Genomic DNA, 13805 nt, shown 5'->3' with positions numbered 1-13805 from the left:
CTTTCGTCGGGTTATTCACCTCTTAACTCCGTATATTCATAGCCTTCCACAGCTCAGATACAACCAAATTCCCAGCAGTCTTTTTCTTGTAAAGTTCTGATGCAAAGGGATCACTATACGTCTCAAAGCTGTTCTCAACCCCTTCATATAAAGAAGCCAACAGCTCCTCTGTATACCTCACACCTTCAAGCATAACTTCAGCCCTACTTAGTCGCTGCGGCCGCCCAGAGCCCCCACCTGCGGCGATACGCACCTCACGGAAACGGAGTTCCTCATCGATTGATGCTGAGATTGCTACCGTTACAAGTGAAGGGGTGAACGCTTCCCGGCGGCCAACCTTACGGAAAATTTCTAGCCTATCCATTAAGGGACTCTCTAAGCGAGTAGGTGAGATGCGAATCTCAGCCACAAGATCTGCCGCAGGTTTTATCCCGCTCCAGTGATTGTTTAGCCACTCTATCAAAGGTAGTGCCGTCATAAATTTGCCGTCAAAGGAGATTAACTCCGCGTCATAGACCAGTAACGCAGGTAGAATATCTCCGAAGCCAGAAGCGATATTGCCCCCGAGCGTGGCAAGATTACGCACCGACGGAGCCGCTATGCAACGTGCAGCCTCTTGCAGCGCAGGAGCCACGGCCTGCAAATGCTCATTACTGCGGCACTGGGAGAGTGGAACAAGAGCGCCCAGAGATAAGTGAAATTCCGTTAAGGTAATGTCGCCGAGATTTGTGATTTGCCGAAGATCAATCAGCTGTTTGGGCATATGATCCGTTCCATTTTCCCACCCTGTTCTCAGCAATGTTCCTCCTGCGACATATCGGGAACTGTCTCCAAACGCCGTTTTTCTCTCCCAAGCTTCGTGCAGGCTGTGGGGTTGAATTACTTCAGGTAGTCTTCCATCCTCTTCCCGTATAACTCCCATACACTCCGCCTCCCTTTTTGAGTACCAGATTGCCGCTTCCCTTCTCGTATAGCCTGCCTTAAAACCTTTGTTCCCGAATATAAGGAACTCCGAGCGCCTCCGGTGTACCGGATGGTTTGTTGCGATTGCGGTACCCCAGGTACATCAGGACCAGAATGGTCACAAGGTACGGAATCATTTTGAGAAAATAGGGCGGAACTGCACTGCCCAGCAATTGAATGCGGAAGCCAAGTGAATCCAATGCCCCAAAAAAGTAAGCGCAGAACAAGGCGCGCAGCGGATTCCATCTGGCAAAAATCACTAGCCCTACCGCAATCCAGCCTCGACCGGCTGTCAGCCCTTCATTCCAGGTTGGCGCATAGGCCAATACCATATCCGCTCCGGCCAGGCCGATGAGAGCAGCACCGGTGATCACATAGCTGTAGCGGATAAGCTGCACACGGATCCCCATCACATCTGCGGTAGCCGGACTGTCTCCGACTGCCCGCAAATGCAGGCCCCATGAAGTGCGGTGAATTAGCAGATGCAAAGCAAGCACTAGCAGCAGGCTGAACCAGGTTAAGTAATCCATGTTGCCGAATATTTTTCCGATGAACGGTACATTTTCCAGCCAAGCCAGATGCAGCTTAGGGGAGATTCCCGGCAAAGGAATGCCGCTGATTGGTTTACCAAGATAAGCGCTCAACCCACTGCCGAACAAGGTCATCGCAAGACCGGACATCGTTTGATTCGCCCGCAAGGTCACACAGAGAAAAGAATGCAGCAAACCAAGCACAGCCGTTACAGCTACGGTAGCCAGCAGAGCCAGCAACAGGTTTCCGGAGCGAATATACACGATACAAGTGGTGACCGCTCCCATCAGCATCAGACCTTCAGCCCCAAGCTGTATAATGCCGGCTCGTTCATTTAGAATGCCTCCCAGCGTAGCCAGCAGCAGCGGGGTCCCTGCGGAAATAGCGGCAATAAGTAGCTGTGTTGTAAAATCCATCGCCTATCTCCCCCCTTTCAGCTGAACCCGGCTACGACGAATGCGGAAACGATAGATCATATCGCCAGCAATCAAGAAAAACAGGATGGAGCCCTGCAGCATTTCTGATATCGATGAGGGCAGCCCGATGGTTTGAACACTATATCCGCCAACAATTAAGCCACCGAATAAAATAGAAGTAACGATTAGACCGAGTGGATTCAATTTGGCCAACCAAGCCACAATAATGGCGGTGTATCCATAACCCGGTGAAATGCCCTGCATCAGCTTGTGTGTAACACCGGAGACCTCCGCCATGCCAGCGATCCCGGCGAGCCCCCCACTGATCAGCATGACGATAATAATATGGCGCTTGATAGGAATCCCCGCATATCTGGCTGCAACAGGATTGGCCCCAATCAGACGGAGCTCGTAACCCCACTTGGTAAAACGAATCATTAAGTAATAAATCACAACGGCGATAAGTCCAAATAACAATCCAATATGCAATCTTGTACTTCCGAGAACAGGCAGCGACTGAGCCGCAGTAAACATAGGTGATCCCGGGAAATTAAAACCTTTAGGATCTTTCCAAGGTCCGAATACCACGTAATCGAGCGCCAATAGGGCAACATAATTCAGCATTAATGAAGTGATTAGCTCATTCACTCCAAAATGCGTCCGCGGAATAGCAGTCAATAGTCCCCAAAGCGCACCCGCGGCAATCCCGAACAGTAGCATTAAGCTCAGGGACCAGAATGAAGGTAAGTCAGGAAAATAAATCGTGACCGCTGTGGCCGCCATAGCCCCAACGGTTAACTGGCCTTCTGCTCCAATATTCCATACCGAAATGCGGTAAGCCACAGCAATCCCAAGCCCACATAGGAGTAGCGGGATCGCTTTAACCATCGTTTCCGTGAGCCCATACGCAGTGCCAAATGCGCCACGGAACATTTTTTCATAGACCAGCACCGGATTCATGCCATTCGCCGCAATAAATAGGGCACACAACAATAGCGCTAAAATTATAGATACAATAGGTGTCCACCAAGGAGAACGGATGCGGCTGGCATCGTATTCGAAACGTAGAGAGAATCGTTTTCCGGAGTGAGAGGGGAGGGGTTCCAGTACAGCTGCTGCGGTATTTCTTCCATTCTCCGGGCTCATACGGCGCTCTCCTCTCTATTATGAATACCAGCCATTAGTAGTCCGATGCTCTCTCGATTCGCTTCCTCATGTGTACTCTCACCAATAATTGAGCCGTTATAGATCACTAGAATCCGGTCGGACAACTGAAGCAATTCATCTAAATCCTCCGAAATTAACAACACGCCACTACCTGAACCACGCAACTCCATAAGAAGGTCGTGAACACCAGCCGTGGCACCTACATCCAGCCCTTGTGTCGGATGAACGGCGACCATCAGCTTAGGCCGATGACTGATTTCACGTGCAAAGAGCAGCTTCTGCTGATTACCACCTGACAACTGTTGTACTGGCGTCTCCAGCTCAGGTGTTTTGACGTTAAAGCGCTGGACCAGCTCCTGTGACCACAAACGGTTCTTCGCGGACTTCAAGAAACCAAATTTGGAGTGCTCCTCTGAGCGGTAAGACTTAAACAAAAGATTATCCACCGATCCGAGGCGTCCAGCTAAACCGCTCTTCATCCGGTTCTCCGGCACGTGGGAGATTCCTGAATCAATTGCCCCTCTAACCGAAGCCGATTTCACCGTTTTTCCATCAAACGTGATTTCACCACTTTTCCAGCCTCTAAGACCTGTTAACACTTCAGCCAGTTCCTTTTGCCCGTTGCCAGCTACCCCAGCTACGCCTACAATCTCCCCTTTACATACGTTCAGAGAGAAGTGATCCAGTGCTTTTCGCCCGTGATCGGCATATACGTCCACATCTTTCACTTCTAATAAAGAATCCCCTTCAGTGGCTTCCCGTTCTTGACGGGTGATGGTTACTTCCTTGCCCACCATCAGACGAGCCAGCTCCAGTTCATCTGTATCTGCCGTGGTCAGTGTGGCGATCATTTTCCCTTTGCGCATGACGGAAATCCGATCGGAGGACGCCATAACCTCTTTCATTTTATGAGTAGTCATAATGACCGTTTTTCCTGCCTGCTTCATGACCCGCAGCGTTTCAAATAGCTGTTCCACCTCTCCCGGGGTCAATACAGAGGTTGGTTCATCCAGAATAATAATGTCAGCCCCGCGATACAGCGTCTTAACGATTTCAACACGCTGCTGCTCACCCACGGACAGCTGCCAGATCGGGCGATCCACCGGGAAATTCAGTCCAAACCGTTCCGCTAATGCCTCTATCTCTTCGCGTTTGTTCTTCATCCACTTACGGCCGCGCCAGAAAGACGACTTTTCGCCAAGCACGATATTTTCTGCTGCTGTGAGGCTTTGCACCAGCCTAAAGTTCTGAAACACCATACCTACACCCAGCTGCGCAGCATCTTTAGGAGAACGGATCTGAGCACCTTTCTCATGAATGAAGATTTCTCCTTCATCTGCTCTGTACACCCCTGACAGCATGCTCATCACCGTGCTCTTCCCGGCCCCATTCTCCCCAAGCAACGCATGGATCTCACCCGCATTTGCCGAAAAGTCGACTTGATCACTGGCGGTTACCGAGCCGAATTTTTTCACAATCCCCCGCATTTCAACTGAAGTTCCCCGCATGGCCTGAACCCCTCCTTCCTTCAAGTTGTAGTACGGGTGGGGAAGTTTCCGCTTAACGGAACCCGCCCCACCCATAGATTGTGCACATCTTATTCCCTATTTTTAAACATTATTGCGGGATAGTTCCTTCCACACCTTTTACGAGCCAGTTCATGCCCAGCACTTCCTCCAAGGTCAGCTTCTGACCCTCCTGAACCTTCACATTCCCTTGATTATCTGAGATCGGACCTGTGAAAACCTCAAGCTCACCACTGATAATTTTGGCTTTGGCGTCTTCGACAAGCTTTTTCACATCATCTGGGATCTTGTTCCCGAAAGGAGCCAGCTCCACCATACCGTCAGCCATATCACCGGAATATTGCTCGCTCTTCCAGGTTCCATCCATAACTGCCTGCACAGCTTTTACGTAATACGGCCCCCAATTCCATACCGGGTTCGTCAAATAATTGTCCGGAGCGTATTTGCTCATATCCGAGTCATTTCCCCCGGCAAAAGCCCCTCGTTCAGCAGCAGCCTGCAGTGTTGCAGGTGAATCCTGATAGGCCAAAAGCACATCCGCACCCTTATCCAGCAAGCTGATTGCCGCTTGACGTTCAGTCGTCGGGTCATACCATGTATTCGTCCATACCACATTCACCTTTACATCAGGATTGACACTTTGTGCTCCAAGGGTGTAAGCATTCAAGTTATAAATCACTTCACTGATCGGAAAAGCGCCCACATAACCCAGCTGATTGTTTTTGGTCATTTTTCCTGCCGCTATGCCGCTCAGATAGCTGGCCTGATAGTTTTTCCCGAAGTAGGTTCCCATGTTCTCTGCGGTTTTGTAACCCGAAGCATGCAGGAACTTCACGTTGGGGAATTTGCCCGCTACATTTAATGTAAAATCCATATACCCGAAGCTCGTTGTAAACACGATGTCGTGTGATTGTGCAAGCTCGGTGATGATTCGTTCGGCGTCAGCACTTTCAGGGACATTTTCTACAAAGTCAGCTTTAATCCCAAGCTCCTTCTCCATATACAGCCGTCCTTGATCATGTTGGTACGTGTAGCCGCCATCTCCTGGAGGTCCGATATAAACAAAAGCAACCGTCGGTTTCTTTGCAGCCGGTTCTGTTGTTGCAGTTGCCTCTGTTGCCGCTGTAGTTGTCGCTGGTGCCTCCGTTGCATTTGTAGAAGTATTATTATTGCTGCCACACCCCACCAAAGCCACCGTCATTAGAACCATTAATGCAAGACAAGATGTTATGAACTGACCCCTTTTTTTCATAATTCTCCTCCTCCAAATCATCTCTCATCATGGCTGCAACCATTAATGTACTTCTACTATACTTAGAGGTGGCCTTGGCGTAAATTTATATAACATACGTTTGTATATGAATATAAGAATCAGAACTTTTTTTGTGTGTAATGCACTAATTGGTTTTAGGAAGGTGAGTTTCATGTCATATTATATGACCAGAAGTGGAAAAGGAACACTATTTCAGATTACTTTTTAGACTACTTTTTAGACTACCTTTTAGACTACTTTTTACTTCACTTTCCATTTCTCAGAATCCATTGCTCCTGAATCTCACCAAAATCCTCCTTTGTATCTGCGTCCATGAAATAATGGGCAGACTCAGATTCCAGAACAATCCCCTTATAATCAGGTGAACGCAATATCCCCGCAGCTCCTCGATCTCCATCTAATCCCTGTAGTGCTGGAAACAATGTCTTCGAGAACAAAGCCGGGGGCATAGCCGACCCATTGCTGACGCTAGCGACATAGTCTATCTCCGGAGATTGTTCAAACGTTTGTATTAGACGGTTCACTAATGCTGAAGTAATAAATGGCTGATCCGCAAGCGCCACAACTACTGCATCGGGCTGTAAAGGCAATACCGCATTAAGACCGCAGCGCAGTGAAAAAGACAATCCTAGATGTGCAGTTAAGCAAGTTTCGGTACGTCTGGATCCTTGCGGTTCAATCGCGGGTGGCAGCCATTCCAAGTTGTCATCCGCACGCACCACTACGATAAGCGGTTCAAGATTGCAGCGATCCAATTCGCTAAGCGCGACGCTCCCGAGGGAGACCTCCTGCGACAATTTCAATGAAACCTTGGACACGCCCATCCGCCTGCTCTGCCCCGCTGCCAAATATATTCCTGCTACCTTCAATACTATCCACTCCTTTAGGCAGCTCTCGTAAGCCCGCCCTTCTAATTTGAATAATTTCCGCTATAATACTGACCGCAATCTCCTCCGGACCTTCTCCACCAATGGGTAACCCAACAGGCGCATGCAAAGATGCAGGAGCTTCAAGCCCTTCCAGTAAAAGAGCTATCCGAGCTTTTGAACCAATAATGCCGATGTATAGCGGGGCTAGCGGAATTACACCCTCAAGGAACTGTCTATCCCGCCCAAGCTGATGACTACAAATCAATACATAATCCTCTCTAGCTACGCCCAATCGCTGAACAACCTCCATAGGGGAACAAATTACTTGTTCAGCTCGAGGAAACTTATTGTGCAAGCTTCCTTCGCGCCAATCCGCAACCGCAACCCGAAAGCCAACTCTGTCAGCAAGTTCCGCAATTGGAACCACATCACGTCCTCCGCCAAAAATCACAAGCCGCGGTTTAGGCACAAAGCATGTATGGAATGCTGTCAATTCAGCTGAAGCGGCCATAAAGCGACCTGCCGCCATGCTTTCTTTTGCCGAGTGGGATAATTTCGGTTGTTGCTTGTTCTGCGATAGTGAAGTATCAGTATCCAGCTGCAGCTTATAGGTAAAATCGTTCTCCAATGCTTCGCGGAACAGAATTAGCTTCTCTCCCCTAGCCAATCTGTCACTCGCCTGCACTAAAAGCTTGTAGAGCTGACCCTGCACGGGTTCAAGCACTACTTTGATTTTGCCTCCACAGCCGACAACCTCACCCCAGGACAGATCATCCGGAGACAGCATGTTGTATTCCACAATTTCGGGCAGCCCTCGTTCCCAGATCTCAGAAGTTCGCAGCTGCAGATCGTTTTCCAGACAACCTGGACTCAGGCTCCCAATCGTACCTCCTTCAAAAAACAACATCACCGCTCCGGCTTTACGATACGAGTGCCCCTCTACCTCAATCAGTGTTGCCAGCACCGCAGGCGTCTTATGGGTTTGAATATGAATTGCGATCTCATGTGTATTCACGAGGCTCCCTCCTCCGTGTTTGCATTTCAACCCAGACCTTAGTCCCGCCCAAGCATTCTCCGAAACATGAACACTAGCTTCAGCCTCATTAGATCATTTATTTTTTTAAAATCGACATCCAAGAGCTCACTAAGCTTCTCGATCCGGTAGGTAGCCGTGTTCCGATGAATAAACAACTTTTTGGCTGTCTCATTGACATGCCCATCGTTCTCTAGATAAACCTCCAGCGTCCGCAGCATTTCTCGCACATACTCCGGCTCACGACTAAGCAGTCCTCTAAGCGTTCCGTTGCAATATTTCTCCATGACCTCTGTCGGGATTTGCCCAAGAAGCAAGGAAAGCTCAAGCTGCCGATAATGCACAACATTCCCATGCACTCCCTCAAACTGAAGCATCCCCATACATTCCTTCACCTCCGCAAAAGCCTCCTTCAGCCCATCCGGCTTCAATTTACAACTACTTATCGCAGCTCGTGGATAATACCCCTTGTCAAACTTCAGGTTGTCAAAACAAGCCTGGATTACATCCCGAAATTGCTCAGGACTCTGAAGAGCTGCCGGATAGATGGACAATAATCCTTGGTCTACAATCACATGAATGGCCTTTAAATCCCGCAGTACGGGGTGTTCAGTGTATTCTTCTTTTAATCTAAGCAGCTCACTTTGGCGTTCTTCAACAGTCGCAACAATATCAGTTAATACTAGTTGAAATGGCGACTGAAGCAGTTCAATTTCCAATTCGAGCGTAGCCTGTGCTAAATCGGCGTAAGATAAGTTACCATTTAGACAACGTCTCAGCAATCCACTGAACTCCCTATGTTCTGCCTGTTCAAAATAATCCTCGTATCCTGAGTAAATATGATATGAAATAAGTTCAGCACCCTGAACGAACAAGCTCTCTTCCACCGGGAGCAATAAAGGGTCGATGGAACAATACAATAAATATCCCGAGCACTTTTCTCCTTGCATTAGGGGTGTGCGATAACCTGTACGATCTTCTACACGAAAACGTTGATTACGATTCTGCCAGGGCCACCCCTCCAGCAGCTGTGAGGTCTGATATTCAGAATTGTTATAGATTACATCCCCGCGTGCGCTAACCACCACAAGTGAATGGCCAATCACTTCAGACACCGAGTCAAACAGTGGACGGCTGCGGACAGATCGCAGGGCAAATTGCATCAGCTTTTTCTGCTTCTCCATTATGCTCTGCAAAACATGAGTGCTCCGGCTAAGCTCGGCGCGAAACAGGCCATTCATCTGATCCGAAAAAGTGAACTGGAACGGCAACTGGATTAAGGGGAAGTTAAGGTTCTCCGCTTCTGCGATTAGCTGCTTCGGTACTTCATCCCAAAATCGTCCCAGCTTAATACCCAAGGCCGATGAGCCCCTTCGATTCAGCGTCTGCAGCAAAGCAGAGGCATCCTCCAGATTGTCCTTGATTAAATAGGCTGTCGTTAGCAGCATCTCGCCTTCTTTGATCCAATCCGAAATATCAGGTGCGTCCATCACATTAATCGATTTCACAATTCGATGTTTCCCCTTGGACCCCGCGATAAACTTCGCCTCGGACAAAGGATAAATGGACAACGCTTCTTCAACCGTAAGATGCATGCCATCCCTCCTTTTTAGGATCAATTGAACCATTTTTGATTCATAATGTTATTTTATGTAACATTATAATTAAAATGAACCTCTTTGGATAGAGCCAAATTAAAATTTAATGGTTATTATGTTAGTTAATATAACATTAGATGAACATAACTGATGAATCATTAATCTTTAGTTCACATCACTTGTGTGAGTAGTATAATTAGATCGGACAATATTAGGATGGATTTGGAGGGGATCTTTTGAGTAAAAAGCAAGTGTTTACGGGTTCACCCTGGGAGTCGGTGGTTGGATATTCTCGTGCCATCCGAATCGGCAATCGTATCGAAGTCGCAGGAACAACAGCCATGCAAGACGGGGAAATAGTCGGTGTAGGAGATCCATACGCGCAGACGAAATTCATTCTACATACCATCGAAAAAGCGCTAAACCAGCTAGATGCTGATTTGTCGCATGTAATTAGAACAAGAATGTTCGTGACAGACATCTCACGCTGGGAAGAAGTCGGCAAAGCACACGGCGAATTTTTCAAAGATATTCAGCCTGTAGCAACCATGGTAGAGGTAAAAGCGCTTATTGATCCACTATTGTTAGTAGAAATAGAAGTCGAAGCATTCGTAGAATAGAGCTCGGATGGGGCACGGGGCATGGCACCTTCTTCACAGAAGGTGCTTTGTTTGCGTGTTCAGATGAAACGTGAGCGTGTCGCTGACCTTTGTGGTGTGGGGCATTTTTGCCCCTCTTTTCGGCTATATGACCGGAATTACTGGATTCTAGGGTATTTATACCCCTCTTTCCTTTAATATCGCCAGAATTCTTGGATTCTGGGGGATTTATACCCCTCTTTTTGGCTATATGACCGGAATTACTGGATTCTAGGGTATTTATCCCCCTCTTTCCTGTAATATCGCCGGAATTCTTAGATTCTGGGGCATTTATACCCTTCTTTTCGGCTATATCGCCGGAATTACTGGATCCCGAAGCATTTTTGCCCTTCTTCCCCGCAATATGAGCCAATTTCGCGCATTCTACGGGATTTATATCGTTATTTTCAGCTATACGAGCCAAATTCTTGAGTTCTGCGGGATTTATACCGTTCTTCTTCTTCACGTGGAGGTGTTTACTGAAACACTGGTCTTAAGCCAACTTTTGAGCGCTGAATTTATCTTTTACTCTAACACACCATTATTGAACCTACTTCATCACATTGAGATCATTTTTTTAAAACCAATTTCACCTATCATCTCAAAACCCATCAAGTCCCGTCATCTCAAGACCGCCGCCAAACCTCCTTCACCCATGAGAGTAACCGAAGATCCTGACCATGTCCGGCGATAACCGACAATCCCAGCGGCAGTCCATTTGTAGAGAGCATAGGTAACGTTACTTGAGGCAGGCCTGCCAGTCCAGCTATACAGCTCAACATCATCGCCCCACTACGATTCTCCTCCAATTGACGTAAATCCCCACCACGCAGCGGTGCAGGACCAGGTACTGTCGGAATCACAAGACAATTATCTTCTCCCAGCAGCTTGCGCAACTGGGTAGAAATCTCCTTTCGCTTATTCTGAGCGATACTGTGGTCCTTGCCCGCTAAGCTGGCAGCCCAAGAGAACCGTGCTGCAATATCTGGCCCAAAGAATGGTTCCACCTTCTCAATCCAGGCGCAATGGGTTGTCCAGATTTCACTGCCCTGTAACTCTCGAAAAACATCCATCCAGACCTTCAATCCTTCTGGAGCTATTTCAGTTTCGAAGAAATGATCAGCACCAGTCTTCAATTGGTTCAATCCATTCACTAGAACACTCCTCACATCCTTTGGATCGACCAAATCCCAACAGTCCGTAGCGATAAATAAAGTCCTCATTTTCTTTTGTATATTATTCTCCAATTCTTCCTCTTCATTTTTTTCCCTACCGTTCTCTATATTCAATTCTAAATTTCCATCTATGCTCATCATTACCTTTTCAGTCATGCGTCCACTTCCAAGTAAAACCTCCCCAACCTTCTGGAGCACACCCATACGATCAGCCATCCAGCCTACTGTATCAAATTGCGGTGATAACGGGATCACACCTTCCATATTCACAGCACCATGCGTCGGGCGAAAGCCATACACCCCACAATAGGAGGAAGGGACTCGAATAGAACCACCTGTATCTGTTCCGAGCGCAAAATCAACACTACCTGAAGCTACCGCTACTGCCGATCCACTAGAAGAACCACCCGGGATACAACCTGCGGCACGGGGATTTATGGGCGTTCCATAATGATGGTTCTCACCACCCAGACTGTACATCAGCTCATCCGTATGAGTCGCTCCTCGAAGCGTCGCTCCCGATTGGAGCAGCTGGCGTACTACTGCCGCATGTTCTGTAGAGGGATTGTGGCTCCGCAGCCAATCTGGATTACCTGCAGAAGAGCTGTGCCCTGCGATCGCATACACATCTTTTACAGCAAAGGTCATTCCGTCCAATATCCCATTCCCTAAACGTCCGACTGTTAGCTCAGAATCTATGAACGCGCCATACCGATTATCCAGAATCATAGCTCCATCCTCACCTCACCGTTCATTCTAAGATCTTAATCAACTGGTCTATCCTCTTAATCATTCCTGCTAAAATCTTTTCGTATCACTACACTAGATTCTCCCATGACACTCTTCTTACAAAATAATAGGAGCATCTCACCCTACCAACCTATCGCCGCGCCATCGCAGCGCGGGTCTGTCCCCCCACTACGATATCCATTGTCATCTATGGATATCGCGTGAGCATGACCCACGCTCCCGTCATATGCTTCCACTTTCCGGACAATATGACCGGCTCCCGCCAGATCTGCCAGCACCTCATCCGCTACCCGTCCCTCTACCTTCAGCTCCTGCGTAGGTTCCCCCCACGTTCTCCCCCATACAAAACGTGGTTCACTTACAGCCGTTTGCGGATTCATCCCATAATGCAGCATCCTTGTAAGTAGCAACGTTTGAGTCTGCGGCTGACCTTCACCACCTTGCGTACCATATAGAATCACAGGTTTGCCCTCTCGGCAGGCCATGGCTGGCATCAGCGTGTGGAAGCTGCGCTTATGCGGTTCAAGCGTATTGATATGGTTCGGATCAAGCGAGAAAAACGAACCCCGATTCTGAAGCAGAATTCCTGTATTCCCAGCCACCACACCTGAGCCAAACTCAAAATACAAACTCTGAATAAAGGAAACCGCATTCCCCTCCTCATCCACCACCGCAGCATAAGCAGTATCACTACCAATAGGCTGACTTGTCAGCTGTGCCGCTTTTTGCATCGAGATCGTAGAGGCTAGTTGCCCTGCATAGTTCTTATCCAGCAACTGCACCAAAGGAATAGTACTAAAATCCGGATCTGTAAGCACTCTATCCCGATCACGAAAACTCAGCTTCAGCGCTTCAACAAGCAGGTGGTAATATTCATAAGAGCCATGCTCGATTTCTCCGAAATTAAAATGCTCCAATATATTAAGACTCATCAGCCCCGTAAACCCTTGAGAGTTTGGCGGCACTTGATACACCTTATGCCCATGATATTCCGCATGAATCGGCTCGACCCAATCCCCCTGATGATCCGCAAAATCATCCCGTGTGAGATAGCCCCCAGCTGCCAGCATATAATCACAAATATCTTCAGCAATCTTCCCCTTATAAAAAGCGTCCCGTCCACCCGCAGCCAACGTCCTCAGGGTTGTCGCCAGTTGTGTCTGCTGAAATCTCGATCCAGCAGACACAGCCACTCCACCCGGCATATAAATCGCGGATGCCTCCGCCGACAACGTTGCTCCAGCAAACAGCGTATTATTCCGCTGGTCTGGCGACAGCGGAAACCCACTCTGAGCATAGCCGATGGCTGGCTCCAGCACCTCTGCCAGCGTTAAGCGGCCATACTTACTGAGCATGGCATCCCAGCTATCCACCATCCCCGGCACGGTGATGGCACTGCGGATTCCCCGCCTCGGGATAGCTCCCTCCCCGGCATAGCAACTTCTGCGAACTCCGTAACCCGACCGTCCACTTCCGTTATACGCCCGGACACGCGCCTCTTCTGTACTATAGGTCAACCAGAACGAATCCCCACCAAGCCCCGTCATATGCGGGTAGACTACAGCGAGCGTCGCACTAACCGCCACCGCCGCATCAAAGGCATTTCCCCCTTTTCCCAAAATGCGCGCACCCGCGGCCGAAGCTAAATAATGAGGGCTGACGACCATTGTTTTTGTGCCTATTACAGGTTTCTCCGCCATGTTCCCCATCTCCCTATTAACTTCTCGCTTAATTAATGTCATTTAACATTACATAAAAATCCCTTGTCAATCGGTTACGCTAAACCTCAAAATAACCATCCTCTTTTTGTGATTCATGCACAAAGATTAGCTGATTTCTAGTCAACCTCGTAGCTTCACACATATG

General features: G+C 48.4%; 12 protein-coding genes. 1 reads left to right on the top strand and 11 read right to left on the bottom strand.

Features of this window, described 5'->3' with window-relative positions:
• Positions 1-22: 22 nt before the first annotated feature.
• The 8 genes from MKX35_RS28960 to MKX35_RS28925 form a co-directional block, all read right to left on the bottom strand.
• Positions 23-922 (bottom strand): FAD binding domain-containing protein, encoded by a 900-nt coding sequence (locus tag MKX35_RS28960; RefSeq protein WP_076298214.1) that lies wholly within the window; start codon positions 920-922, stop codon positions 23-25.
• Positions 923-980: 58 nt separating this feature from the next.
• Positions 981-1910 carry an ABC transporter permease gene (locus MKX35_RS28955; RefSeq protein WP_076298215.1) on the bottom strand — a complete coding sequence of 310 codons (930 nt, stop codon included), beginning with the start codon at positions 1908-1910 and terminating at the stop codon, positions 981-983.
• Positions 1911-1913: 3 nt separating this feature from the next.
• Positions 1914-3056, bottom strand: coding sequence for an ABC transporter permease (locus MKX35_RS28950; RefSeq protein WP_076276663.1), 1143 nt, complete (start codon positions 3054-3056; stop codon positions 1914-1916).
• On the bottom strand, positions 3053-4585 hold the full coding sequence (locus MKX35_RS28945) for an ABC transporter ATP-binding protein (protein WP_076298216.1): 1533 nt from the start codon (positions 4583-4585) through the stop codon (positions 3053-3055). The genes MKX35_RS28950 and MKX35_RS28945 overlap by 4 nt, the downstream gene beginning before the upstream one ends.
• A 109-nt stretch (positions 4586-4694) precedes the next feature.
• The gene (locus MKX35_RS28940; protein ID WP_042185773.1) at positions 4695-5855 is read right to left on the bottom strand and encodes a BMP family ABC transporter substrate-binding protein; all 1161 of its coding nucleotides are present in this window, start codon (positions 5853-5855) and stop codon (positions 4695-4697) included.
• Positions 5856-6121: 266 nt separating this feature from the next.
• Positions 6122-6694 carry an NTP transferase domain-containing protein gene (locus tag MKX35_RS28935; RefSeq protein WP_179086635.1) on the bottom strand — a complete coding sequence of 191 codons (573 nt, stop codon included), beginning with the start codon at positions 6692-6694 and terminating at the stop codon, positions 6122-6124.
• The gene (locus MKX35_RS28930) at positions 6636-7760 is read right to left on the bottom strand and encodes an XdhC family protein (RefSeq protein ID WP_076298218.1); all 1125 of its coding nucleotides are present in this window, start codon (positions 7758-7760) and stop codon (positions 6636-6638) included. The genes MKX35_RS28935 and MKX35_RS28930 overlap by 59 nt, the downstream gene beginning before the upstream one ends.
• Before the next feature lie 38 nt (positions 7761-7798).
• On the bottom strand, positions 7799-9373 hold the full coding sequence (locus tag MKX35_RS28925; protein WP_076298219.1) for a PucR family transcriptional regulator: 1575 nt from the start codon (positions 9371-9373) through the stop codon (positions 7799-7801).
• A 239-nt stretch (positions 9374-9612) separates the two neighbouring features.
• Here MKX35_RS28925 and MKX35_RS28920 point away from each other — a divergent pair, with 239 nt between their 5' ends.
• Positions 9613-9996, top strand: coding sequence for a RidA family protein (locus tag MKX35_RS28920; RefSeq protein ID WP_042185766.1), 384 nt, complete (start codon positions 9613-9615; stop codon positions 9994-9996).
• On the opposite strand, the gene MKX35_RS28915 is transcribed toward MKX35_RS28920, so the two are convergent.
• The 3 genes from MKX35_RS28915 to ggt all read right to left on the bottom strand — a co-directional run bounded on the left by MKX35_RS28915 (position 9944) and on the right by ggt (position 13639).
• Positions 9944-10480 (bottom strand): hypothetical protein, encoded by a 537-nt coding sequence (locus MKX35_RS28915; protein ID WP_143759276.1) that lies wholly within the window; start codon positions 10478-10480, stop codon positions 9944-9946. The genes MKX35_RS28920 and MKX35_RS28915 overlap by 53 nt on opposite strands.
• Before the next feature lie 160 nt (positions 10481-10640).
• Positions 10641-11912 (bottom strand): amidase family protein, encoded by a 1272-nt coding sequence (locus MKX35_RS28910; protein ID WP_076298401.1) that lies wholly within the window; start codon positions 11910-11912, stop codon positions 10641-10643.
• 149 nt (positions 11913-12061) lie between these two features.
• Positions 12062-13639 (bottom strand): gamma-glutamyltransferase, encoded by a 1578-nt coding sequence (gene ggt / locus MKX35_RS28905; protein WP_076298220.1) that lies wholly within the window; start codon positions 13637-13639, stop codon positions 12062-12064.
• Positions 13640-13805 lie beyond the last annotated feature (166 nt).

This window comes from Paenibacillus sp. FSL R5-0923, assembly GCF_038009145.1.
Taxonomy (GTDB): Bacteria; Bacillota; Bacilli; order Paenibacillales; family Paenibacillaceae; genus Paenibacillus_AQ.
Note: the sequence above shows the minus strand (reverse complement) of the source record. Positions and strands in the feature narration are given on the sequence as shown.